This is a genomic window from Enterobacter sp. SGAir0187 (assembly GCF_002952735.2).
GTDB lineage: Bacteria > Pseudomonadota > Gammaproteobacteria > Enterobacterales > Enterobacteriaceae > Enterobacter > Enterobacter quasiroggenkampii.
This window is the reverse complement of record NZ_CP025034.2, coordinates 275,125-297,651: the sequence shown is the minus strand read 5'-3', so window position 1 is coordinate 297,651 and position 22,527 is coordinate 275,125. Positions and strand designations below refer to the sequence as shown.

Below are 22,527 nucleotides of genomic sequence, written 5' to 3'. Positions count from 1 at the left end.
TTATTTCTTATCAGGTAATGCGTACGCGATAACGTAATCACCGCGGTCCGGCGACTGACGGGCGCCACCGGCGTTAATGATGATGTACTGCTTACCGGTTTTCGGCGACACGTAGGTCATCGGGCCGGACTGGCTGCCAACCGGCAGGCGATCTTTCCAGATCTCTTTCCCGGTGGCGGTATCAAACGCGCGCAGGTAGAAATCCTGGGTACCGGCAAAGAACAGCAGACCGGACTGGGTAGAGAGCGACGCGCCCAGGGTCGGCATACCGATTGGGATTGGCATGTGCATGCGAATGCCCAGCGGGCCGGTATCTTCCACCGTGCCGACAGGAACCTGCCACACCAGCTTGCCGGTTTTCAGGTCAACGGCTGACATGGTGCCAAACGGCGGCTTCTGGCACGGAATGCCCAGCGGTGACAGGAAGCGTTCACGCATCGCGCCGAACGGCGTGCCGTCCATTGGAACAATCCCCATCTCGATGCCGCTGGCATTTTTCGCCACGTTCGCGCGCGGCACCATATAGTTCGCCAGACCCAGACGCATATCGTTGACGAACATCAGGCTGTTGTTCGGGTCAACGGAGACGCTGCCCCAGTTCATCCCGCCGAGTGAGCCGGGGAACTGCAGGGAACGATCGAGACCCGGAGGGGTGAAGACGCCCTGATGACGCATCTCTTTAAACTGAATGCGGCACAGCAGCAGGTCAACAGGCGTCGCGCCCCACATGTCGGACTCGGTCAGCGTCTGGTTGCCAATCATTGGCATGCCTACGGAGTACGGCTGGGTTGGGGAGTAGCGTTCACCTTCAACGTTACCTGCCGGGACAGGGCGTTCCTCTACCTTCGCCACCGGCTTACCGGTTTCGCGGTTAAGCATGAAGATCATGCCCTGCTTGCTGGTCTGCACCAGCACCGGTGTGGTGCCGCCTTTACCGTCAGGCAGGTCGTACAGCAGCGGCTGGGAAGGTAGGTCGAAGTCCCACAGGTCGTGGTGGGTGGTCTGGAAATGCCAGCGGACCTGACCGGTGGCCGCGTCGACGGCGACGATGGAGGAACTGTACTTATCGTCCAGCGCGGTACGCTCGCCCGCCCAGAAGTCTGGCGTGGCGTTGCCGGTTGGCAGGTAGATCAGGTTCAGTTTGGCGTCGTAAGACATCGCAGACCAGACGTTCGGCGTACCGCGGGTGTAGGTCTGGCCTTCCGGCGGCAGGCCGGTCAGGTCTGGATTACCCGGATCCCACGCCCAGGCCAGTTTACCGGTGTGAACGTCGTAGGCGCGCACCACGCCCGGCGGTTCACCGGTAGAGTAGTTATCCGCGACGCGACCGCCAACGACGACAACGTTCCCGGCAACCAGCGGCGTGGAGGTTTGCTGATAATATCCGGGCTTGATCTCGCCCATGCCGACGCTCAGATCCACGATGCCATGGTCGCCAAAGTCGTCGCAGACCTTGCCGTTATCCGCGTTGATGGCAATCAGTCGGGCATCGGTGGTGGGCAGGAACAGGCGGCGAGGGCATGCCGCTGGCGGTGTTCCGGTCTGTGACGCCGTCACGTTTGCATGATCTTCAAAGTAGCCCAGACCGCGGCAGCGTTGCCAGTTCGGCGCGGTGGCTTTCGAATCATAACGCCATTTTTCTTTACCGGAATCCACGTCCAGCGCCAGCACTTTACTGTACGGCGTACAGACATACAGCGTGTCGCCAATTTGCAGAGGCGTGTTCTGATCTTCCGCACCCGAGCCGTTGCTCTGCGGAATATCGCCGGTGTGCGCAACCCACGCGACTTTCAAGGAGCTGACGTTATGCTTGTTAATCTGGTCCAGCGCGGCGAAACGGTCGCCGTGGGTGGTGTTGCCCCAGTGTTCCCAGTTCTTTTGCTGCTCGCCGGGTGCAACGGGTTTCACCGGAACGGGCTCGTTCGCTGCCACGAGGGTTTGCGGCTTAAACATCCAGCCCAGGCTGACCAGCATGGCCACCGCCAGCAGGGCCGCGACGCCAAAGGCGGGCGCCTTGTTCGGGGCAGTGTGGTTTGCTGCGCGCAGGAAGGGCCAGACGATGGCGCAGAGGAACGCCAGCACGGCAAAGGTAAACAGGCGGGAGAAGAGCGGCCAGAAATCCCAGCCTGCATCGCTTACCGCCCAGAACAGCGAGGCAATAAACGCGATGCCGTAAAGCAGGATCCCGCTGGTGCGGTTGAGGAAAATCAGGATCGCGGCAATCACCATTACCACGCCCATTATCAGGAAGTAACTACTTCCGCCTACGGTGGCGAGCTTTAAGCCCAACCCGCCGACGGCCAGACCGATGAGCATCATCAGTCCGGCAAGAAGCCACTGCAGAATACGAGGTATCCCGCGCGGCGCGCTGCCAAATGCCATTTCTGTCTCCTTAGATCCCCCGCCGTGTCGGGTATGTACCAGTTGGGTAATAAATGCGGTGGGATTGATGGTTAATACCGGTGAATTCGTTTCTGTCAAATAATTTGCGAACCATTTGGTGAATTCGCCGCTATGATAAAACTGTTAAATTGTTTTACGCAATTGTTAATGATTTATTCCGCATTATTTGATTAACGCACAGGACAGCCCCCTCGCCCTGAGGGGAGAGGGTTAGAGGGAGGGGCAAAAAGGTTTTAGACCGGCATCGATTTGCGGATGGCGCTCAGTAGCGTCTGTGCGCCCGTGGAAAGCGGGGTATCTACCCGGGTCAAAATACCAATAGGTTCACCGGCGCCGGGGGCCGTTACCGGGAGAGCGGTCAGCGTGCCCTGGCGCAAATCATCTTTTACCGCCCCGGAGGGAACGAACCAGACGTAGTCATAGTCGAGCGTGAGCTGGCGTGAAAGCGAGGCTGACAGCGTTTCGATGCACCCTGAGGGCAGCGTACACCCCTGCATTTGCAGCAAGGTTTCGGCGGTCTGACGTGGGACGGTCCCTTTCGGGCACACCACCACCGGCCACTCCATTACGCGGCTTAACGTCACCGTGTCCTGCAGCAGAGGGTGATCGGGACGAACCACCAGCTTCAGGGATTCCAGGAACAGCAGTTCGTAATTGAGACCCCCCATCAGTTCAGGATCGGACATGCGGCCGATACCGATATCCAGCTCGCCCGACTTCAGACCCGCGAGCAGCATGGTGTTATTCATGGTGGCTACCTGGATCGTGGTATGCCGTTGCTGCTTGTGGAACTGGCCAATCACCGGCGGAAGAATGCCGAGCGCGGCGGTAGGCAGGGCCCCGACACGGACAACCTCGCTGCTGTGCTCTTCTTTTCGATGCAGGGACTGGCCTGCGGTATTGAGCGCATCCAGCACCTTAACGGCGTGCGTCAGGAACTGTTCGCCCACGATGGTAAGCTGCGCGCCCAGCCGACCGCGGTCAAAAAGACGGGCGCCGGTCAGCTGTTCCAGCTCGTTGAGGGTTTTCGAGAGCGCAGGCTGGCTCAGGTTAAGAGTTTCAGCCGCACGCCCCAGCGTTCCCTGTTGAGCGACGGCCACAAATGTATGCAAATGGCGCAAGCGTATGCGCTGACTGAACAGACCATTTTTTTCCATAGGCGATGTTAAAAACAGAGCGATGCGGGTGACAAGTTAAGTTGTTTAATTTTGATAACCTGATAGCAAAATATTTTTAACATTTGATCTGTTTGAGTTACAACATGTTTTTCGGCGGGGGAATAAGAGCGAACATCCTTGTTCATTTATTGCTCGTTGCTGAGGGGAAAGGGTTATGCGGTTAGATTACCCCGTCACCGCCGTCAGAACACCACACCTGGCCGGACGTAAATGAACATTCATCCGAGGCCAGCGTGACGTACAGCGGGGCGATCTCGACGGGCTGACCCGGACGTCCCAGCGGCGTATCTCCGCCAAACTCCTTCACTTTTTCCATCGGCTGGCCGCCGCTGGACTGCAGCACCGTCCAGTAGGGACCGGGAGCGACCGCGTTGACGCGAATGCCTTTCGGACCCAGCTGCTTGGCTAAGGATTTGGTAAATACCGCCAGACAGGCTTTCGTCTGGGCGTAGTCCAGCAGCACCGGGCTGGGCTTCACCGCCTGGACGGAGGAGGTATTAATGATTACGGACGAGGCTTTCAGGTGGCGCAGAGCCGCCTTCGTGATCCAGAACGGCGCGTACACGTTAGTTTTAAACGTCGCGTCAAAATCTTCGGTGGTCAGCTCTTCAAGCGATTCACGGAACTGCTGGCGACCGGCGTTGTTGATCAGAATATCCAGCCCGCCCAGCTTCGAGACGGCTTCTTCGACCAGATTCTGGCAGAAGGTTTCGTCCCGGACGTCCCCCGGCAGCGCGACGGCATTCCGACCTTCGGCTTTGATCAGGTCGATAACCTCAGCGGCGTCTTTTTCCTCTTCAGGCAGGTAGTTAATGGCCACGTCCGCGCCTTCTCGGGCATAGGCGATGGCTACAGCGCGACCGATACCCGAGTCACCGCCGGTGATCAGCGCTTTTTTGCCGGCGAGACGGCCGTGTCCTTTGTAGCTTTTCTCCCCGTGGTCGGGTACGGGCTGCATTTCGGATGCCAGTCCCGGCGGTGTTTGCGGCTGTTCCGGGAACGGGGGCTGCGGGTAAGCGTTCGTACGTTGTTGGGTATCACTCATAGCTGACTCCTTAAGCCAAGGGGTGAGATTTGATGGATAACTGCAGCGTTAACGCTTCGCTGAATTATTTCTGCAAACGATCAACACGAACGACGGCAGGGGATGATTTTTTATCAAGCGAACCGTTGATGCTGATCATCTGGTCGGGTTTTACCGTTCTGCCGTCGAAAACTGCCTGGGGAATAATAACGTCGATTTTTCCGGTTTTATCCTGAAATACAAACTTATCGCCGCTACCATCAATAAGATTACCGCGTAAAGAAATGGTCGCACCGTCGTGCAGTTGTTTGGCCTGGTCGATAGTCATAATACGCGCATCATCGGTTCCGCGATATCCGCTATCCAGCGCATGGGGTGGCGGCGGAGCTTCACCTTTTTGTAACCCGCCGTTATTATCTGCGAAGGCGGCCGGAACCAGAAATATCATAAAAGCGGAAATAAGCGATAATTTCATCGGATATCCTTCATTTTGGGTGTCTTGACTTATTAAGTATTGTTGCTATTTCTTTATGTGGCAAATGTGATAAGTCCTAAAAACATTCGCGTGAAAAATCAAACTTATCGGATAATAAGCGAAACGGTGACGATGGCCATGAAGCGTGAAAATAAAAAGTTGCCCGGGATAGATGAGAGTTATCGCTTGCTGACGTTTGAATACGCGTTTCGTCAGGTGGGTTTTATTGTTCTGTTGGCTATTATCATCGCAGCCATTGCCGGTCTGTTTTCAAGCGGGTGGGTCAGCGATACGGTTAAAACCAATTCCGCTAAATCACTGACCATAAGCTATGAACGGTTTGGCCGCCGGGAGACGGAGACGCGAATGGAGCTGGCGTTCCCGGTGCGAACAGAGGGAAAGTATGTTCTCAGTATGGCCAGCGAGAGCAGCGATGTTTACGAGCCTGGCAGTGTCTGGCCGCAGCCGGACAGCATGGTCAGCCGTGGCAAGACCCTCTATTTTGTCTATAACAACCTGAAAAAGTCAGACCGCTTCGCGGTGTTACTCTTCACCACGCCTTCGAGAGCCGGTAAATGGAACACGACCGTTCGTATAAACAACGAGCCGGAGATAACCCTCTGGCAATTTATTTACCCCTAGGAGGCTGATATGGATATGGTCTTTCGTGCGCTGGCGATTTATCTGTTCCTCGTGGTGGTATTTAAAGTGGCCGGGCGGCGTGCGCTGCTGCAGATGACCAGCTTCGATCTCATTCTGCTTCTGATAATTAGTGAAGCTACTCAGCAGGCGCTTCTCGGACAAGATTTTTCCGTCACCGGTGCGATGATTACGATTACCACCCTGGTGGTAGTCGATATTATTTTTGGCCTTATGAAGAAGTTTTTTTCCCCGGTGGAGAATATTCTGGACGGCACTCCCGTGATTCTGGTGGAAAACGGCGTACCCCTGGCGGATAAACTCAAAAAAGTCGATGTCTCTTGCGATGATATTCTGGTGTCAGCGCGTCAAAATAATGGTATTACCGAAATAAGCCAAATTAAATATGCCATACTTGAGCGCAATGGACATATTTCAATCATTCCTTTCGAGAAATAAGAGGCGAAAAGATGAGCAATCTTTTTCACGACAACAATTATACCGTGGGTGAACTGACGAAAAAACTGGCGAGCAAATTAACCGATCTCGGGCTTCGCTTAACCACGGCGGAATCCTGCACCGGCGGAAAGCTCTCGGTAGCACTGTGCGCCGAAGAGAACACGGCCGATTTTTATGATGTTGGCCTGGTCGTATTCAGCGACGAAGCCAAAGCGCGGATCCTCGGCGTTCGTCCTGAGACGCTCGCGCGCTATACCGCCGTCAGTGAGCAGACGGTGGCCGAGATGGCCGCCAGCATCCGCGACATCGCCCAGGCGGATATCAGTATCGCCATCAGCGGCTATGCTGGCCCGGAAGGGGGTGACGATGGCACGGCGGCGGGGACGGTCTGTTTTGCGTGGAACATACGTGGCGAGACGAAAACCCGTACCGTGCTTTTCTCCGGCGACTGTCAGGACGTGGTGGAAAAAGCGGTGCATTTTTCGCTGGCCGAGCTGGTAACAACATTGTCGGACGGAAATAACGGTTGAGTTCACGTGGAGGTTCTATGGCTGTCATAGTGATTACCGGTGGGACGGCGGGCGTGGGCAAAGCCACGGCGCTGCACTTTGCAAAAGCAGGTTACGATGTCGGCCTCATCGCCCGCGATGAGGCAAGCCTGCACTCCACCCAGGAAGAGTTGCGCCGCTTCGGCGTAAATGCACACGCCGTGCAGGCTGACGTCGCCGACAGTCAGGCGGTGGTCGACGCGGCTAATGAGATTGAGTATCGCCTCGGTGCGATTGATGTCTGGGTCAACAACGCCATGGGGGCCGTGCTGGCACCGTTTCGTACCCTTACGCCGGACGAGTTTCGGCGCGTGACTGAGGTGACGTACCTCGGCTACGTGAACGGTACCCGCGCGGCGCTTGAGCTTATGGTTCCGCGCGACAGGGGCGTGATTATCCAGGTAGGGTCCGCGCTGGCCTACCGTTCCATTCCCCTGCAGTCTGCCTACTGCGGGGCCAAAGCGGCGATTCGCGGGTTTACCGACGCGGTACGCACCGAGCTGATGCATGAGAACAGCCGGGTTCAGCTTTCGATGGTGCAGATGCCGGGACTCAATACGCCGCAGTTCGAATGGGCAAGGAACAAGTTCGCGTGGGCGATGCGGCCGGTACCGCCGGTGTTCGAGCCTGAAGTCGCCGCCAGCGCCATCTTCAGGGTGGCGCAAAAGCCGGTACGCGAGCTGTGGGTAGGCAGCAGCACTATTCAGTCGATTGTCGGGCAGTTCCTCTTCCCGGGTTTTCTGGACCGGCTGATGGTGAAGAAAGCCTGGGAAGGTCAGATGACGGACGATCTGAACGCGCCGGACCGCCGGGATTATCTCGACCAGCCGGTTAACGACCTGCACAAAATCCATGGCCGTTTCACTGACGAAGCGAAAACCCGCGCGTCGTCCGTGACCTCCGGTATGCCGGGCAAAGTAGCGTTAGGGGGACTGGCGTTGGCGGGGATTGTATTAACGCGTTTGCTCACCCGCCGGAAACCGTAATCAGCGCAGCGCGCTACGGTGCGTCCAGAACCAGCGATAGCCGTAGCCGCCAAGGCTGAGCTCAACGGTTTTACCGCAAACCAGCGCGTCATCGTAGCGTTTGTCCGCAAGACAGGCGGTCCAGGTGGCGTTGCGGATCCCCTTGACGGTGAACCGTACCGGCTGGTCGCTGAAGTTAACAAAGGTCAGGATGCTGCGTTCTTCGGTTTCGTAATAGATCCCCAGCACCGCGTCACTATCGATCGTGAGGAGCCGAAAGGGCGCAACGGCGATTTCGGGGAACTCCGAGCGGGTATTGGCGATATCAATGATCCGGTGCAGAAGCGAGTTGCGGTGGAGCAGCGAATCGGCGACGTTGATTTTCTGATAGCGATAAGGGCCGCGGTCGATAATCGGCGCGATAAATTTTTCCGGGTCGGCTGCCGAAAAACCGCCGCCTTGCGATCCCGCCCACTGCATCGGGGTGCGCACAGCGTAGCGCTCCTCCAGATCGAGGTCATCCCCCATGCCGATCTCATCGCCATAGCGCATCACCGGAACGCCAGGCAGGGAAAACAGCACCGCATGACAGAACGCCAGCCGCTTTTGATCGCCATTGAGCATCGGGGCCAGGCGACGGCGGATCCCGCGCTGGTAGACGTTCATCTCGTCGTCAGGGGCGAAGGTATCGAGGACAAACTGTTTGTCTTTCTGGCTAATGCCCTCCAGATCCAGCTCGTCGTGATTGCGCAGCCAGTTGGCAAAACAGCAGGAGTCAGGCGGGACGATCATCTTCTTCACCGCGTTGCGCAGCGGACGGGCGCTTTTGCGGGCCAGGCTGACGTAGAAATATTTGTTGAGCCAGAAATTGAGCACCAGATTCAGGCGGTCATTATTGCCAAAGTAGTCCTGATAGGCCTCTACCTCGACGTCCACCTCACCCAGCAGGATCGCCGCCGGATTATGCTGCTCAATAAGACGGCGCATATGCTCGAGGATCCACAGGCCCTTTTTTTCATTACCGTTTCCCGCCTGCGTGGTCAGGTGGGAGGCGGCATCCAGGCGGAACCCCGATACGCCCAGCTTGAGCCAGAAGAGGATGATGTTCTCAATCTCTTTCAGTACCGCGGGCGAGGTCAGGTTCAGGTCCGGTTCGTGGCGATAGAACATGTGCCGGTAGTATTGTCCCGCCTCGTCATCCCAGCTCCAGATGCTCTCCTCCACGCCGGGAAACATGGGGGGCGTATCGTCCTCGTCAGTATCTGACCAGAGGTAGTAATCCCGGTAGGGTGACGCCGGGTTACGGCGGGCCTGCTGGAACCAGGGGTGCGCGTCGGAGGTGTGCTGGATCAGCAGCTCAATAATGACCTGCATGCCCAGCTCGCGGGCCTGTTCGATAAGGGCAATGATATCGGCCAGCTTTCCGAAGCGGGGGTCCACCTGGAGATGGTCGCTGACGTCATAGCCTTCATCGAGAAAGGGGGTGAGGTAAAACGGGGTGATCCAGATAACCGTCGCCCCCATCCGGCGAATGTAGCGCAGCTTGGCCGCTATCCCGGCGATGTCCCCGCAGCCATCGCCGTTCAAATCATAAAAGAGTGCGGTATCAATCTGGTAAATAATGGCCCGTGTATGCCAGTCCGTCATAGCGTTCCTCAGTGATAGCCTTCAGTATCCGAAACTTTGCCCCGGAAGACGTAATAGCTCCAGGCGGTGTACACCAGGATCACCGGAATAATCAGTAACGTCCCAACCAGCATAAACAGCTGGCTGGCAGGCGGGGCTGCGGCCTCCCACAGGGTGATGCGTGGCGGAATAATGTTTGGCCAGAGGCTGATGCCCAGCCCGCTAAACCCGAGGAAAATCAGCCCCAGCGTCAGCAGGAAAGGGCGCGCGTGGCTGGCCGGATTGCGGGTCAGGCGCCAGATCAGCACGCTGAAGATCCCGACCAGCAGCGGAACCGGCAGGAACCAGAAGAAGTTGGGCAGGGTAAACCAGCGGTCGGCGACGTACTGCCAGCCGAGCGGCGTCCAGATGCTGACTACCGCGATAACCACCATCAGGGCCAGCAGCACGTGGCGGGTCAGTTCGCGCATGCGTTGTTGCAGCGCGCCTTCGCTCTTCATGATGAGCCAGGTGGTGCCCAGCAGCGTGTAGGCGACGACCAGACCGATGCCGCAGAAGAGGCTGAAAGGCGTGAGCCAGTCCAGCGAAGAGCCGACAAAACGTCGGCCCTCCACGTCAAAGCCGTTGATCACGGCGCCCACCACCACGCCCTGGCTGAAGGTGGCGAGCAGGGAGCCGCCGGCAAAGGAGTAGTCCCAGAATTTGCGGTGTGAAGGGGTGGCTTTGAAGCGGAACTCAAAGGCAACGCCGCGAAAAATAAGGCCGATCAGCATTGCGGTGAGTGGGATCGTCAGCGCATCAATAATCACCGCGTAGGCCAGCGGAAACGCGCCGAACAGCCCCGCGCCGCCGAGCACCAGCCAGGTCTCGTTGCCGTCCCAGACGGGCGCCACGCTGTTGACCATCACATCGCGCTCTTTCGCATCGCCCACAAAGTTAAACAGCAGGCCAATGCCCAGATCGAAGCCATCCATAATGATGTACATCAGCGTGGCAAACACGATGATAGCAAACCAAATCACTGAGATATCGACGCCCATCAGATTCTCTCCTCTTCCGGAACAGACTCCGCGGCTGACAGCGGACGGGCAGGCGTGCCCGAGGTGTTTGACGTCAGCGTATCGACGGGCTGAGGTCCTTTCTTAATCAGCCGGATGAGATAAACATAGCCCACGCCAAACACGGATGAGTAGACGACGAAGAACGCCAGCAGGCTGATGCTCATCTGTAGGGTGCTGTGCAGCGATACCGCGTCGAGGGTGCGCAGGTAGCCATAGACGACCCACGGCTGACGGCCCACTTCGGTGGTCACCCAGCCGGCAAGCAGCGCCAGCAGCCCGGCAGGCCCCATGCAGAGGGCAAACCACTGGAACGGACGCGAGTGGTAAAGTCGATGGCGATAGCGTAGCCAGAGGCTGACCAGACCAAGGGTAATCATCAGCAGTCCCATCCCGACCATCACGCGGAATGACCAGAAAACGATGGTCGAGTTTGGGCGATCCTCTTTCGGGAAGTCTTTCAGCGCGGGGACCTGCTTGTCCAGGCTGTGCGTCAGGATCAGGCTGCCGAGCGCGGGGATCTCCAGTCCGTATTTGGTGCGCTCTTCCTCCATATCCGGCAGGCCAAACAGCAGCAGCGGGGTGGCCTCACCGGGGTGATTTTCCCAGTGGCCCTCAATGGCGGCAATTTTTGCCGGCTGATGTTCAAGCGTGTTAAGGCCGTGCATATCGCCCACCACCGCCTGAATGGGCGCGACCAGCAGCGCCATCCACATCGCCATGGAAAACATGGTGCGAACGGCGGGCGTATCGTTACCGCGCAGCAGATGCCATGCGCCTGATGCCCCGACAAACAGCGCGCTGCTCAGAAACGCGGCGATAGCCATATGAATAAGACGGTAAGGGAAGGAGGGGTTAAAGACGATGGCCAGCCAGTCCTGCGGGATCACCTGGCCGTTCTCGATAGTAAAACCCTGTGGCGTGTGCATCCAGCTGTTGGAGGCGAGGATCCAGAAGGTCGACATCAGCGTGCCGAGCGCCACCATGCAGGTCGAAAAGAAGTGCAGCCCGGGGCCGACCTTATTCCAGCCGAACATCATAACGCCCAGGAATCCGGCCTCCAGGAAGAAGGCGGTTAACACTTCATAGGTCAGAAGCGGGCCGGTAATGCTGCCCGCGAACTGGGAGAACCCGCTCCAGTTGGTGCCAAACTGGTACGCCATCACCAGCCCGGAAACGACGCCCATGCCGAAGTTAACGGCAAATATCTTGAGCCAGAAGTGGTACAACGATCGCCAGACGTCGTTTTTGGTGCGCAGCCACATGCCCTCCAGCACCACAAGGTAGCTGGCGAGACCGATGGTGATCGCGGGAAACAGGATGTGGAACGAGACGGTAAAAGCGAACTGAATTCTGGCCAAATGAAACGCATCGAGTTCGAACATGGTCCGTACCTCTGAGACGATGGGGCACGCGAATTGCCGGGCAGTTCAGGCCTGCCCGGCAAACCGATTACGGTTTAGTCTTTCCGGCACCCAGCTCGGCACCGGTCAGCGGGTCGGAATGTGGATCGGATTTCGTGCGGGCAGACATCGCCTTGACCAGGGTTGCCTGCTCGGTTGTGAGCGTGACGCTGGCACTGCCATCGCCGCCATCCACCGCAGGCTGGGGGGACTCAACGTAATCGAAGTGTTTATCGCTGTTCCAGCTTCCGCGAACCTCTCCACCTTCAGACATATTGTAGTACTTGTTGGTGAATTCCTCGATTGGCGGCAGTTTTCCCGGCGGGAAATTATTACGGATGGACTGCAGCGCCTTCTCAAAGGAGAGCTGATGCGCCGCCTCACGCGTCATCAGAAACGCCAGCGCGTCCTTCACGCCGGGATCGTCAGTCACGTTGATCAGCCGTTCATAGATGATTTTCGCTCTGGCCTCGGCCGCCACGTTTGAGCGCAGGTCCGCCGTCGGCTCGCCGATGGTGTCGACGTAGGCCGCCGTCCAGGGCACGCCCGCCGAGTTGGTGAGCGGGGTTCCGCCGCCGTAGAGCAGGGAGGTGATGTGGCTGTCATTGCCGTTTTCGGTCATGGAGCGATACAGCTCGGCCTCATTTTCCACCCCTTCCGCCAGCGCGCCCTTGGCACCTTTATTCAGCATACCGACCAGGGTACCGATGATTTCGAGGTGGCTTAACTCCTCGGTCGCGATATCCATCAGCATATCCTTGCGGCCCGGATCGTCATCGCTCAACCCTTGCGTAAAGTAGCGGCAGGCGGCGGCCAGTTCACCCTGCGGTCCGCCAAATTGTTCCAGTAAAAGGTTGGCCAGGCCGGGATTCGGTTCGGCGACGCGAACCGTGTATTGCAGCTGTTTGACGTGTCGAAACATGCTCACTCTCCTGTGGATTATTTTTTCGCTTCGACACCCGATGCGTCTGAGCGCAGCAGGAACTGTTCCGTCGTTTGCGGGATATGGCGAATCAGCCAGTCGGCCATTCCGCGCTCTTCGGCGAGGATCGTCTCAATAGCGGGTATCGAAGCGGTGTCCCCGGCTTTTTTGGCCGCTGCCAGCAGGGAGGTATAGCAGGCGATTTCAAACTGTTCGAAAACATAGCCGCTGATCGAGCCCTTCACGATTTCGTCAGAAGGGAACATGCCGCCGATGGATTGCCCCAGCGCCGCCATTTTGCTCATCGAGTCTTTTAAGACCGAACGAGAAATATCATTACGGTCGAGGATTTCCTCCAGCAATGTGATTTGCCGTTTTGTCTCATTAATATGCTGTTCAATTCTGGCGCGAACATCAGGATAATTATCGATACGGCTGGCCATGGATTCCAGCATAGATTCGGCTTGCTTTTCCATCGCATGGGCATCGCGTAGCCAGTCATGGTAGTGTTCTACGTGATTCATCATTGTATCCTCATTAGGGGTTCGCTTATTTGTTCTCACTTTCAGCAGCCTGATCGGCACGTGCAGCACTGTAGCCAGATAAATGGCCGACAATATTGGCATAGATACTGATGATAATGACCCATAGCACGCTGTTCTTCCACCATATTACGGAAGGGATAGCGAGTATGAACCATATTATAGCTGCCGTTAAATGGCACCGTTTAATTGTCCTGGGACTGATGCTCATTTTATTTAACCTGTGTTATTGCGTCATTTCTGCGCTTTTTGGTTAATATTTCCAACGGCCAGGTCGGTGAGTTTAAGGTCGGTCTCTTTTTCTTCTTCCAGCGTTTCAGCAAGAAGTTTAACGGCTTTTTTATAGCCCAGTTGTTCTGCTAATGTGGCAAGGGTACCGTAGCTGGCTATTTCGTAATGCTCAACTTTTTGTGCAGCGGCAATTAATGCGGCGTCACGCACTTCATTTTTTTCCGTACTTTCGATAACTTCGTTGGCTTCTTCAATTAAGCCTTCCATCGCCACGCACTTCATGCGTTTGATCTTAATACCGTCTTCCTGCTCGACGATCTGGTCGATACGTTCAATCTGACCTTGCGTCTCTTCAAGGTGTGCGGTAAAGGCGGCGCTCAGCTTCTCGCTGGAGGCGGCGCGGGCAAGTTTGCTTAACGCTCGGGTAAGCTGCTTTTCTGCGCTGTAGGTATCCGACAGAAGATGAATAAATACATCCTCTACACTTTTCATATTCATAATTATTACGCTCCGGTAAAATAAAGAAAGGGTACTGCGAGCTTTTCAGCCCGCAGCATGCTCTCTGGTTTTATTAAAAGAGTACTAAATAAGATCAGGAGTTATCAGATTTACGGCCTCCGCCGTGACTGTTCTGTCCCCCTTTCTTACCCGCTTCAGATGCGCGTTGCGGATCGTTTTTAAAATTACCACCGCTGTGCTGGCCACCTTTACGTCCAGCTTCTGATGCTTTTTCACGGTCTTCAGCGAAATTACCGGAACCACCACGATGCTCTGCCATATTAAACCTCATAGTCATATATTGGTTATGTCAGTACGATACGAAAATATTTCCGTATCACTCGTCGTTCGAGTAATAACTCTAGTCGCTGGACGTCATCCGTCAAATGCGTTTTGCTATTTGCGGTTGCGTTATTATTAAGTATTTGTAAATTTGCGCTTCGCTTAAACTGGAAATATGGATAGGCAGGAAGGACTTGTAAACAACCATTGGGATTAATCCTAACTTTGAGCTAAAAATTTGAAAGCTGAGGATAAAAATAATGACGCACTCAAATTGGTTAATTTGCAGTCAGGGGAAAATAAAAAATACTCCTTTATAGCTAGAAAGCGAAACCCTAAATAATTATAAGGAAAATCCTGGATAAAAAGCGCCAGGCGCGAAAGGGCGATTTCGTTAAGGCTCGTTCAGATGCATGTAGCACACGGTTTGACCACTGTCGTCTTAAGATCACAAATCAGAAATCTTTCCCCCCGGAAGGAACGGGTTTCTCTACACTCCAGGTAATATTCACTGGAGGCATGACATCATGGCGAACACCATCACGGCTGATGACATTCGGGAACACTTTTCGCAGGCTATGTCGGCGATGTACCAGCAGGAAGTTCCGCAGTACGGCACCTTGCTTGAACTGGTTGCGGACGTAAACCTGGCGGTGCTGGAGAATAACCCACTATTACATGAACAACTGGCAAACGCCGATGAGCTTGCGCGCCTGAACGTGGAGCGTCACGGGGCGATCCGCGTCGGCAGTGCGCAAGAACTTTCAACCCTGCGCCGTATGTTTGCCATTATGGGCATGTACCCGGTCAGCTATTACGATCTCTCTCAGGCGGGGGTGCCGGTCCACTCAACGGCGTTTCGCCCGATCGATGATGCGGCGCTGTGCCGTAATCCGTTCCGTATCTTTACGTCGCTGCTGCGCCTTGAGCTGATTGACAACGTTGCGCTGCGCGAACGGGCGGCGGAAATCCTCTCTCACCGAAACATTTTCACCCCGCGCTGTCTGGCGCTTCTCGATCTGTATGAATCGGAAGGGCAGTTTACTGACGAACAGGCGCAAGAGTTTGTGCAGGAAGCGCTGGAAACCTTCCGCTGGCACCATCATGCGACGGTCGATCAGGAAACCTATCAGGCGCTGCATAACGAGCATCGCCTGATTGCCGACGTGGTCTGCTTCCCGGGCTGCCATATTAACCACCTGACGCCGCGTACGCTGGACATTGACCGGGTGCAGGAGCTGATGCCGAAGTACGGTATCGAGCCGAAAATTTTGATTGAAGGGCCGCCGCGTCGCGAGGTGCCCGTCCTGCTGCGTCAAACCAGCTTTAAAGCCCTGGAAGAGCCGGTGCTGTTTGCCGGGGAACATAAGGGCACCCACACCGCGCGCTTCGGTGAGATTGAACAGCGCGGCGTGGCGCTGACCCCGAAAGGCCGCGAACTGTACGACAGCCTCCTCGCCCAGGCCGGAACCGGCAAAGATAACCTGACGCACCAGCTGCATCTGCGGGAGATCTTTAGCGCCTTCCCGGACAGCGAAATGCTCATGCGCCGTCAGGAACTGGCCTATTTTCGCTATCGGCTGACGCCATCAGGGGAAGCCCATCGCCATGCGTTTCGTCCGGGCGACGATCCGCAGCCGCTGATTGAGCGCGGATGGGTGGTTGCCCAGCCGATCACCTACGAAGATTTCCTCCCGGTCAGTGCCGCGGGGATTTTCCAGTCCAATCTCGGGAACGAAACCCAGGCCCGCAGCCACGGTAACGCAAGCCGCGATGCGTTTGAAGACGCGCTGGGCTGTCCGGTGTATGACGAGTTTACGCTCTACCAGGAGGCTGAAACCCGCAGCAAACAGCGTTGCGGTTTGCTCTGAAATCGTTACTCTGCTGGGGTGTGATGGAAAAAATAAGGTCGTTATGCAAAATCCTTCCGCCCCTGTGGTTGAAACGCGCCAGGGCGCACTGTCTGGTTTAACCGATGAAAATGTCCACGTCTGGTGCGGTATTCCTTATGCCGCACCGCCCGTTGGCGAGTGGCGCTGGCGCTCACCTCGGCCGCCTGAACGCTGGGATGGCCTGCGCGAGGCTACGGCTTTCTCGCCCTCAAGCTGGCAAAGCAGCGAGTATTGTCAGGAGTTAGGCGGCGGCGATCCGGGCCAGTTTTCCGAAGATTGTCTCTACCTTAACGTCTGGTCTCCCAAAGAGCGCACCGGTCCGCTTCCGGTTATGGTCTGGCTGCACGGCGGCGGCTTTACCATCGGTGCGGGTGGCTTACCGCCCTATAACGGCAAAGCGCTGGCCACGCGCGGCGTGGTTGTGGTGACGATCAACTACCGTCTCGGTCATCTTGGCTTTTTCGCCCATCCCGCGCTGGAAGGCGAGGAAGATCGCGTGGTGCATAATTTTGCTCTGCTGGATCAGATCGCGGCCCTCGAATGGGTTAGGGAGAATATCGCCGCATTTGGTGGCGATCCTGACAATGTGACCCTGTTTGGTGAATCCGCCGGTGCGCGCAGCGTGCTTTCTCTGCTGACATCGCCCCTGGCGGCTGGCTTGTTCCACAAGGCGATTGTGCAAAGCGGGTATACCTTGCCGGACACGCCGCGAGAGCAGGCGCTGCAAAAAGGGGAGGCGCTGGCCGCCCATTTTGGCCTGGAGAAGGCGACTGCTGAGCAGCTGCGCGCCATTCCGCCGGAGGCGTTCTGGCCGCTCACCGCGCCGCTGAACGTCGCCCCGGCGCCCATCGTCGGGGACTGCGTTCTGCCCGAAGCGATGCTGGACGTCTTTTTCGCTGCCCGCCAGCATCCCGTACCGGTGATGATTGGGTCGAACAGCGATGAGGCCAGCGTGATGGCGGTGTTTGGCATCGATCTCGCCGGGCAAATCCAGAAGCTCCGCCGGGAGCGACGCTTCGGGCTGGGGCTGATTAAGCTGCTCTATCCGGGCGTCAAAGGTGATGAGGAGTTGGGCAGACAGGTGTGCCGCGACATGGCGTTTACTACCATGGGCTATGTGGTGATGCAGGCTCAGCAGCGCGTGGGCGGACTGTGCTGGCGTTACTGGTTTGACTATGTCGCGGAAGCGGAACATGCCACCTATATCAACGGCGCCTGGCACGGCAATGAAGTGCCCTATGTCTTCGATACCCTCGGCCAGGTTGAGCCTTCACGCCAGTATGTCAACGAACGGGATTTACAGTTTGCTGCGCAGGTGGCCGATTACTGGGTAAGCTTTGCGCGAGACGCAGGGCCTCGTGAGATCCTGCCAGGGCCGACGCACTGGCCCGCATGCCGAAAAGGGCGGGACGTTTTGTTACGCATTGGTGTGAATAAAAATGCAGGATTCCGGCTTGAAAACCGCTTTATGCGCGCGCGCATGAGCCTCTTCAAACGGGTGATGAAGCACCACGTCAGTCTCGATTAAGCAAACAGGCGCGAAACGCCGCCAGTCCATTTTCCTCCCCTGGCGTTTCGCGCAGCACCAGCCGGTAGCTCGCGCCGGTTTTTATGCTGGTTTCATAAGGCCGCATCAGTCTTCCCGCGCGGACATCTTCGGCCACCAGCGTTTCGTCGGCAATGGCCACGCCCAGCCCCTGAATGGCGGCCGTGATGGCGAGATCCATCGTGTCGAAGTGTTGATTTTTGTGCATGGCAAAGCCCGGACCTTCCTGTTTCGTCAGCCACAGCGACCAGTCTGTCTTATCCCTTGTGGGGTGCAGGAACGTCAGCGATCCCAGCGCTGCACCCGCCCGCACCGGGCTTATCACCGGGGTGAGCGCCTCTTCGAACAGCAGGTCGCCTGCGCTCATGTGCGTGCCGAACACGATGGCCGCGTCGTAAGATTCGGTTTTGAAATTGACGTTGTGATCGGTGGTGGTGGTCAGCGCAATTTGCAGATCCGGATGCTCGCGCTCCACCTCCAGCAGGCGCGGCACCAGCCAGCGCATGGCGCAGGTGGGAGCCTTGAGCCGGATCACGGTTTGCTGGCTGCGGGCCTGGTCGGCCACGGACAGCAGCTGCTCGAAAGCGGACTGCAGCTCCGGAAGCAGAGCGCTGCCCTGCGGTGAGAGGCGCAGTCCGCGCGCGTGGCGTTCAAAAAGCGGAAAGCCAAACCACGCCTCAAGGGAGGCAATCTTGCGGCTCACGGCCCCCTGCGTCAGACACAGTTCTGCGGCAGCATGGGTCAGATTCAGGTGACGCGCGGTGACTAAAAATGCGTCGATGGCATTGAGCGGGAGCGAACGGCGCGACATGGAAACACCTCAGCTATGCATTTTTCTCATGGCTATTATGACAACAATTCGATTGTCCCGACAACAGAGATGTTGTTTGAATAGTTATGCAATGTCCATGAGAAGGGAAAGAGGATGACTTTACGAACGCCAGTGCAAACGCGCTCTAAACTGCCCGATGTGGGCACCACCATTTTTACCGTTATCGGCCAGCTCTCGGCGCAGCATAACGCGATTAACCTTTCTCAGGGCGCACCGAATTTTTCCTGCGACCCAAAGCTTGTTGCGGGCGTTACCCGCGCAATGGAGGCGGGGCATAACCAGTATGCGTCGATGACCGGTCTGCAGCCGCTCAAAGAGCGCATTGCCGATAAAATTGCCACCCTATACGGCACGCGCTATGACCCGGCCAGCGAGGTGCTGGTGACCGCCAGCGCCAGCGAAGGGCTCTATTCGGCAATCAGCGGGCTGGTGCACCCGGGTGATGAGGTGATCTACTTTGAGCCGTCATTTGACAGCTACGCGCCGATTGTCCGTCTGCAGGGGGCAACGCCGATTGCCATCAAGCTCACCGTGCCGGATTTTGCCGTCAACTGGGACGAAGTCCGGGCTGCCATCACCCCGCGCACGCGCATGATCATCATCAATACGCCGCACAACCCGAGCGGCCAGGTTTTTTCAGCCAACGATCTGCAGCAGCTGGCGGCGCTGACGCGCAATACCGACATCATTATTTTGTCTGACGAAGTGTATGAACACGTGGTGTTTGACGGTGAGCCGCACCACGGGATGGCCACGCACCCGCAGCTGGCGGAGCGGAGCGTGATTATTTCTTCTTTCGGAAAAACCTATCACGTCACCGGCTGGCGGGTGGGTTACTGTGTTGCACCGGCGGTACTGATGGACGAGATTTGTAAAGTCCATCAATTTTTAATGTTTTCTGCCGATACGCCAATGCAGCACGCGTTTGCTGAACATATGGTCGACCCGCAAACCTGGCTGTCGCTGTCGGCGTTTTACCAGCGCAAGCGCGATCTGCTGCAGAGTCTGCTGGCCGATTCGCCGTTTACGCTGCTGCCGAGCGCCGGATCGTTCTTCATGCTGGCGGACTACAGCCAGTTCAGCAACGAGCGCGACAGCGAGCTGGTGAAACGGCTGATCGTTGAGTACGGTGTTGCCACCATTCCGCTGTCGGCGTTTTATGCGGACGGTACGGATAATAAATTGATTCGTCTCTCTTTTGCGAAAGATGAGGCGACGTTACGGGCAGGTGCTCAAGCCCTGTGTCGGGTTAAACCACGCTGAGATAGGCTCTGAGGAGTGTGAAATGAAATTACGCGCGCTAGTTGTCGGCATGGGATTGCTGTGTACCTTTTCCTCCTTCGCGGCGTCCGAGCTGCGTTACGGTCTGGAAGCCGAGTATCCGCCGTTTGAAAGCCGCAATGCGGCAGGTGAACTGGAAGGGTTTGACGTTGAGCTGGGGAATGCCATCTGCAAAGCGGCAGCGCTGAAGTGCAACTGGGTGGAAACCTCGTTTGATGCGTTGATCCCGGGGCTGGTGGCGAAGAAATTTGACGCCATCAACTCGGCGATGAATATCACCGAGCAGCGCCGCAAGAGCATCGATTTTACCCAGCCGATTTACCGTATACCGTCGCAGCTGGTCGGCAAGGCCGGCACGGCGGTTGAGGCAACCCCAGAAGGGCTGAAGGGGAAAACCATCGGCGTGCTGCAGGGATCCATTCAGGAAACCTATGCCAAAGAGCACTGGGAAAAGCAGGGTGTCACTGTGGTGTCGTATAAAGATCAGAATATGGCCTGGGGCGATCTGCTGAATGGCCGTATTGACGCCTCGCTGGTCATGTCCGCGGCCGGGCAGGCAGGTTTCCTCAGCAAGCCGCAGGGAAAAGGGTTTGGCTTCATCGGCAAACCGGTATCTGACGACACTATCCTCGGCAGTGGGATCGGTTTTGGGTTGCGTAAAGGGGACGAGGCCACCAAAAAGCAGCTTGATGCCGCAATTGATAAAGTACGTGCCGACGGCACGATCGCTAAACTCGCTGATAAGTACTTCCCGGGTATCGATGTCAGCGTAAAATAACCGCCTCATTAGCCCCGTCAGCTGATGTCCTGACGGGGCATTTTTATACACATTTTCCAGGCTTTCTTTACACCACTTTCGGGCCGTTCTGGTCGACAGAAAATATTTCTCACTTTGTTCAGATAATCACCGGCCAACAATTGGATTCTTAACCATTTTTGTTTAGGCTGTGCGTTCTTTCTTGCCGTCATTTCGCCGAGCGCGGAACACATTCACACGACCATAAGGACGTTTTTCCAGGCATGAATCGCAGACGTTTTCTAAAAGGCTCGCTGGCAGTGGCAGCCCTGAGCGGCACATCCGGCCTTGCTTCCCTGTTTTCCAAAGCGGCATACGCTGCCGACTCTGACATTGCTGACGGCCAGAGCCGTCGTTTTGACTTCTCCGTACTGCAATCCATGGCGCATGACCTGGCGAAAACCCCGTGGGGTGGCGCGCCGCGTCCGCTGCCGGAGACGCTGGCCACCATGACGCCGCAGGCGTACAACGCCATTCGCTACGACGAAAAGCAGTCTCTGTGGAACAACATTGAAGGGCGTCAGCTGGACGTGCAGTTCTTCCACATGGGAATGGGGTTCCGTCGCCGCGTGCGGATGTTCTCGCTGGACCAGTCGACCTCTATGGCGCGCGAGATCCACTTCCGTCCTGAGCTGTTCAGCTACGGTGAAACGGGCGTGGATACCAAACAGCTGGAAGGGCAAAGCGATCTCGGCTTTGCGGGCTTCCGCGCGTTTAAGGCGCCGGAGCTGGCGCGTCGCGATATCGTCTCTTTCCTGGGCGCGAGTTATTTCCGCGCGGTGGATGACACTTACCAGTACGGCCTTTCCGCCCGCGGCCTGGCGGTAGATACCTTTACCGACACGCCGGAAGAGTTCCCGGACTTTACCTCTTTCTGGTTTGAAACCGTCAAGCCCGGCGACACCACCTTTACCGTCTATACGCTGCTGGATAGCCCGAGCATCACCGGCGCCTATAAGTTCGTGATCCACTGCGAGAAGAGCCAGGTGATCATGGAGGTGGAAAACCACCTCTACGCGCGCAAGGACATCAAGCAGCTCGGTATTGCGCCGATGACCAGCATGTTCAGCTGCGGTAATAACGAACGCCGCATGTGTGACACTATTCACCCGCAAATCCATGACTCCGACCGCCTGGCGATGTGGCGCGGCAACGGGGAGTGGATCTGTCGTCCGCTGAACAACCCGCAGAAGCTGCAATTCAATGCCTATATGGACAAAAACCCGAAAGGGTTCGGTCTGTTGCAGCTCGATCGCGATTTCTCGCACTATCAGGACGTGATGGGGTGGTACAACAAGCGTCCAAGCCTGTGGGTGGAACCGCGTAACGACTGGGGTAAAGGCGCGGTTGGCCTGATGGAGATCCCGACCACCGGTGAAACGCTGGATAACGTGGTCTGCTTCTGGCAGCCGGAAAAAGCCGTCAAAGCGGGCGACGAGCTGGACTTCAAATATCGCCTCTACTGGAGCGCCATGCCGCCGGTGCGTTCTCCGCTGGCCAACGTCTTCGCCACCCGTACCGGCATGGGCGGCTTCCCGGAAGGCTGGGCGCCGGGCGAAAACTACCCGAAAGTGTGGGCCCGTCGCTTTGCCATCGACTTCGTCGGCGGTGACCTGAAGGCCGCTGCGCCAAAAGGCATCGAGCCGGTGATCACGCTCTCCAGCGGTGAAGCGAAGCAGGTGGAGATCCTCTACGTTGAGCCGTTTGACGGCTATCGCATTCTGTTTGACTGGTACCCAACGTCGGATTCGACGGAACCGGTGGATATGCGCCTGTTCCTGCGCTGCCAGGGCGACGCCATCAGCGAAACCTGGCTGTACCAGTATTTCCCACCAGCGCCGGATAAACGTCAGTATGTTGATGACAGGGTAATGCGTTAACCCTTGTGCCGGGTGGCGCTAACGCTTACCCGGCCTACGTTTCGATA

22 protein-coding genes are annotated in these 22,527 nt (G+C 56.9%); 9 read left to right on the top strand and 13 right to left on the bottom strand.

Annotated features, from left to right (window positions below; translation table 11 throughout):
* From CWR52_RS01435 to CWR52_RS01420, 4 genes are all read right to left on the bottom strand, one after another.
* Positions 1 to 2,382 (bottom strand): glucose/quinate/shikimate family membrane-bound PQQ-dependent dehydrogenase, encoded by a 2,382-nt coding sequence (locus CWR52_RS01435; protein ID WP_104948605.1) that lies wholly within the window; start codon positions 2,380 to 2,382, stop codon positions 1 to 3.
* A 254-nt stretch (positions 2,383 to 2,636) separates the two neighbouring features.
* Complete coding sequence (locus tag CWR52_RS01430; RefSeq protein ID WP_045910501.1) at positions 2,637 to 3,560, bottom strand: LysR substrate-binding domain-containing protein; 924 nt, start codon at positions 3,558 to 3,560, stop codon at positions 2,637 to 2,639.
* A 181-nt stretch (positions 3,561 to 3,741) separates the two neighbouring features.
* On the bottom strand, positions 3,742 to 4,626 hold the full coding sequence (locus tag CWR52_RS01425; protein WP_104948604.1) for an SDR family oxidoreductase: 885 nt from the start codon (positions 4,624 to 4,626) through the stop codon (positions 3,742 to 3,744).
* A 64-nt stretch (positions 4,627 to 4,690) separates the two neighbouring features.
* Positions 4,691 to 5,080 carry a YdeI family stress tolerance OB fold protein gene (locus CWR52_RS01420; RefSeq protein ID WP_045910503.1) on the bottom strand — a complete coding sequence of 130 codons (390 nt, stop codon included), beginning with the start codon at positions 5,078 to 5,080 and terminating at the stop codon, positions 4,691 to 4,693.
* 138 nt (positions 5,081 to 5,218) lie between these two features.
* On the opposite strand from CWR52_RS01420, the gene CWR52_RS01415 reads away from it, so the two are divergent.
* Genes CWR52_RS01415 through CWR52_RS01400 form a run of 4 tightly spaced genes read left to right on the top strand, consistent with a single transcriptional unit; the run spans position 5,219 to position 7,712 of the window.
* Entirely contained in the window at positions 5,219 to 5,722 is a 504-nt protein-coding gene (locus tag CWR52_RS01415; protein ID WP_104950877.1) for a hypothetical protein, read from the top strand.
* A gap of 9 nt (positions 5,723 to 5,731) precedes the next feature.
* Complete coding sequence (locus CWR52_RS01410) at positions 5,732 to 6,178, top strand: DUF421 domain-containing protein (protein ID WP_104948603.1); 447 nt, start codon at positions 5,732 to 5,734, stop codon at positions 6,176 to 6,178.
* Between the two features lie 11 nt (positions 6,179 to 6,189).
* Entirely contained in the window at positions 6,190 to 6,708 is a 519-nt protein-coding gene (locus CWR52_RS01405; protein WP_104948602.1) for a 2-oxo-tetronate isomerase, read from the top strand.
* A 17-nt stretch (positions 6,709 to 6,725) separates the two neighbouring features.
* On the top strand, positions 6,726 to 7,712 hold the full coding sequence (locus CWR52_RS01400; RefSeq protein ID WP_104948601.1) for an SDR family oxidoreductase: 987 nt from the start codon (positions 6,726 to 6,728) through the stop codon (positions 7,710 to 7,712).
* Here the strand turns inward: CWR52_RS01400 and CWR52_RS01395 are convergent, their stop codons facing one another.
* From CWR52_RS01395 to CWR52_RS01360, 8 genes are all read right to left on the bottom strand, one after another.
* Positions 7,713 to 9,338, bottom strand: a complete 1,626-nt coding sequence (locus CWR52_RS01395; protein WP_104948600.1) for an alpha-amylase family protein — start codon at positions 9,336 to 9,338, stop codon at positions 7,713 to 7,715.
* Positions 9,339 to 9,346: 8 nt separating this feature from the next.
* Positions 9,347 to 10,357, bottom strand: a complete 1,011-nt coding sequence (cydB, locus tag CWR52_RS01390; protein WP_104948599.1) for a cytochrome d ubiquinol oxidase subunit II — start codon at positions 10,355 to 10,357, stop codon at positions 9,347 to 9,349.
* The gene (locus tag CWR52_RS01385; RefSeq protein WP_104948598.1) at positions 10,357 to 11,760 is read right to left on the bottom strand and encodes a cytochrome ubiquinol oxidase subunit I; all 1,404 of its coding nucleotides are present in this window, start codon (positions 11,758 to 11,760) and stop codon (positions 10,357 to 10,359) included. Before CWR52_RS01385 ends, cydB begins: the two co-directional genes overlap by 1 nt.
* 67 nt (positions 11,761 to 11,827) lie before the next feature.
* A complete protein-coding gene (locus CWR52_RS01380) occupies positions 11,828 to 12,700 on the bottom strand; it encodes a manganese catalase family protein (RefSeq protein ID WP_008502274.1) in 873 nt (290 codons plus the stop codon).
* Positions 12,701 to 12,717: 17 nt separating this feature from the next.
* A complete protein-coding gene (locus tag CWR52_RS01375; protein WP_104948597.1) occupies positions 12,718 to 13,224 on the bottom strand; it encodes a ferritin-like domain-containing protein in 507 nt (168 codons plus the stop codon).
* Positions 13,225 to 13,249: 25 nt separating this feature from the next.
* Positions 13,250 to 13,453: a hypothetical protein gene (locus CWR52_RS01370; protein ID WP_043951627.1), complete on the bottom strand. Its 204-nt coding sequence runs from the start codon at positions 13,451 to 13,453 to the stop codon at positions 13,250 to 13,252.
* 23 nt (positions 13,454 to 13,476) lie between these two features.
* Entirely contained in the window at positions 13,477 to 13,971 is a 495-nt protein-coding gene (locus tag CWR52_RS01365) for a ferritin-like domain-containing protein (RefSeq protein WP_023311678.1), read from the bottom strand.
* 94 nt (positions 13,972 to 14,065) lie between these two features.
* Positions 14,066 to 14,251: a general stress protein gene (locus tag CWR52_RS01360; RefSeq protein ID WP_004150795.1), complete on the bottom strand. Its 186-nt coding sequence runs from the start codon at positions 14,249 to 14,251 to the stop codon at positions 14,066 to 14,068.
* 529 nt (positions 14,252 to 14,780) lie between these two features.
* Between CWR52_RS01360 and hglS the strand changes: the two genes are divergently transcribed.
* Complete coding sequence (gene hglS, locus CWR52_RS01355; protein WP_104948596.1) at positions 14,781 to 16,124, top strand: 2-oxoadipate dioxygenase/decarboxylase HglS; 1,344 nt, start codon at positions 14,781 to 14,783, stop codon at positions 16,122 to 16,124.
* 43 nt (positions 16,125 to 16,167) lie between these two features.
* Complete coding sequence (locus tag CWR52_RS01350; protein ID WP_104948595.1) at positions 16,168 to 17,673, top strand: carboxylesterase/lipase family protein; 1,506 nt, start codon at positions 16,168 to 16,170, stop codon at positions 17,671 to 17,673.
* On the opposite strand, the gene CWR52_RS01345 is transcribed toward CWR52_RS01350, so the two are convergent.
* Positions 17,660 to 18,502: a LysR family transcriptional regulator gene (locus tag CWR52_RS01345; protein ID WP_104948594.1), complete on the bottom strand. Its 843-nt coding sequence runs from the start codon at positions 18,500 to 18,502 to the stop codon at positions 17,660 to 17,662. The genes CWR52_RS01350 and CWR52_RS01345 overlap by 14 nt on opposite strands.
* A 114-nt stretch (positions 18,503 to 18,616) precedes the next feature.
* Between CWR52_RS01345 and CWR52_RS01340 the strand changes: the two genes are divergently transcribed.
* The 3 genes from CWR52_RS01340 to CWR52_RS01330 all read left to right on the top strand — a co-directional run bounded on the left by CWR52_RS01340 (position 18,617) and on the right by CWR52_RS01330 (position 22,480).
* A complete protein-coding gene (locus CWR52_RS01340; RefSeq protein ID WP_104948593.1) occupies positions 18,617 to 19,786 on the top strand; it encodes a pyridoxal phosphate-dependent aminotransferase in 1,170 nt (389 codons plus the stop codon).
* Positions 19,787 to 19,808: 22 nt separating this feature from the next.
* Entirely contained in the window at positions 19,809 to 20,582 is a 774-nt protein-coding gene (locus CWR52_RS01335; protein WP_104948592.1) for a transporter substrate-binding domain-containing protein, read from the top strand.
* 242 nt (positions 20,583 to 20,824) lie between these two features.
* Complete coding sequence (locus CWR52_RS01330; protein WP_090416997.1) at positions 20,825 to 22,480, top strand: glucan biosynthesis protein D; 1,656 nt, start codon at positions 20,825 to 20,827, stop codon at positions 22,478 to 22,480.
* Positions 22,481 to 22,527: the final 47 nt, after the last annotated feature.

What these genes read in the sequence shown, in the direction of transcription:
- CWR52_RS01435 (WP_104948605.1), bottom strand. Translation starts at nt 2,382, where the DNA reads ATGGCATTTGGCAGCGCGCCGCGCGGGATACCTCGTATTCTGCAGTGG.
- CWR52_RS01430 (WP_045910501.1), bottom strand. Translation starts at nt 3,560, where the DNA reads ATGGAAAAAAATGGTCTGTTCAGTCAGCGCATACGCTTGCGCCATTTG.
- CWR52_RS01425 (WP_104948604.1), bottom strand. Translation starts at nt 4,626, where the DNA reads ATGAGTGATACCCAACAACGTACGAACGCTTACCCGCAGCCCCCGTTC.
- CWR52_RS01420 (WP_045910503.1), bottom strand. Translation starts at nt 5,080, where the DNA reads ATGAAATTATCGCTTATTTCCGCTTTTATGATATTTCTGGTTCCGGCC.
- CWR52_RS01415 (WP_104950877.1), top strand. Translation starts at nt 5,219, where the DNA reads ATGAAGCGTGAAAATAAAAAGTTGCCCGGGATAGATGAGAGTTATCGC.
- CWR52_RS01410 (WP_104948603.1), top strand. Translation starts at nt 5,732, where the DNA reads ATGGATATGGTCTTTCGTGCGCTGGCGATTTATCTGTTCCTCGTGGTG.
- CWR52_RS01405 (WP_104948602.1), top strand. Translation starts at nt 6,190, where the DNA reads ATGAGCAATCTTTTTCACGACAACAATTATACCGTGGGTGAACTGACG.
- CWR52_RS01400 (WP_104948601.1), top strand. Translation starts at nt 6,726, where the DNA reads ATGGCTGTCATAGTGATTACCGGTGGGACGGCGGGCGTGGGCAAAGCC.
- CWR52_RS01395 (WP_104948600.1), bottom strand. Translation starts at nt 9,338, where the DNA reads ATGACGGACTGGCATACACGGGCCATTATTTACCAGATTGATACCGCA.
- cydB (WP_104948599.1), bottom strand. Translation starts at nt 10,357, where the DNA reads ATGGGCGTCGATATCTCAGTGATTTGGTTTGCTATCATCGTGTTTGCC.
- CWR52_RS01385 (WP_104948598.1), bottom strand. Translation starts at nt 11,760, where the DNA reads ATGTTCGAACTCGATGCGTTTCATTTGGCCAGAATTCAGTTCGCTTTT.
- CWR52_RS01380 (WP_008502274.1), bottom strand. Translation starts at nt 12,700, where the DNA reads ATGTTTCGACACGTCAAACAGCTGCAATACACGGTTCGCGTCGCCGAA.
- CWR52_RS01375 (WP_104948597.1), bottom strand. Translation starts at nt 13,224, where the DNA reads ATGAATCACGTAGAACACTACCATGACTGGCTACGCGATGCCCATGCG.
- CWR52_RS01370 (WP_043951627.1), bottom strand. Translation starts at nt 13,453, where the DNA reads ATGAGCATCAGTCCCAGGACAATTAAACGGTGCCATTTAACGGCAGCT.
- CWR52_RS01365 (WP_023311678.1), bottom strand. Translation starts at nt 13,971, where the DNA reads ATGAATATGAAAAGTGTAGAGGATGTATTTATTCATCTTCTGTCGGAT.
- CWR52_RS01360 (WP_004150795.1), bottom strand. Translation starts at nt 14,251, where the DNA reads ATGGCAGAGCATCGTGGTGGTTCCGGTAATTTCGCTGAAGACCGTGAA.
- hglS (WP_104948596.1), top strand. Translation starts at nt 14,781, where the DNA reads ATGGCGAACACCATCACGGCTGATGACATTCGGGAACACTTTTCGCAG.
- CWR52_RS01350 (WP_104948595.1), top strand. Translation starts at nt 16,168, where the DNA reads ATGCAAAATCCTTCCGCCCCTGTGGTTGAAACGCGCCAGGGCGCACTG.
- CWR52_RS01345 (WP_104948594.1), bottom strand. Translation starts at nt 18,502, where the DNA reads ATGTCGCGCCGTTCGCTCCCGCTCAATGCCATCGACGCATTTTTAGTC.
- CWR52_RS01340 (WP_104948593.1), top strand. Translation starts at nt 18,617, where the DNA reads ATGACTTTACGAACGCCAGTGCAAACGCGCTCTAAACTGCCCGATGTG.
- CWR52_RS01335 (WP_104948592.1), top strand. Translation starts at nt 19,809, where the DNA reads ATGAAATTACGCGCGCTAGTTGTCGGCATGGGATTGCTGTGTACCTTT.
- CWR52_RS01330 (WP_090416997.1), top strand. Translation starts at nt 20,825, where the DNA reads ATGAATCGCAGACGTTTTCTAAAAGGCTCGCTGGCAGTGGCAGCCCTG.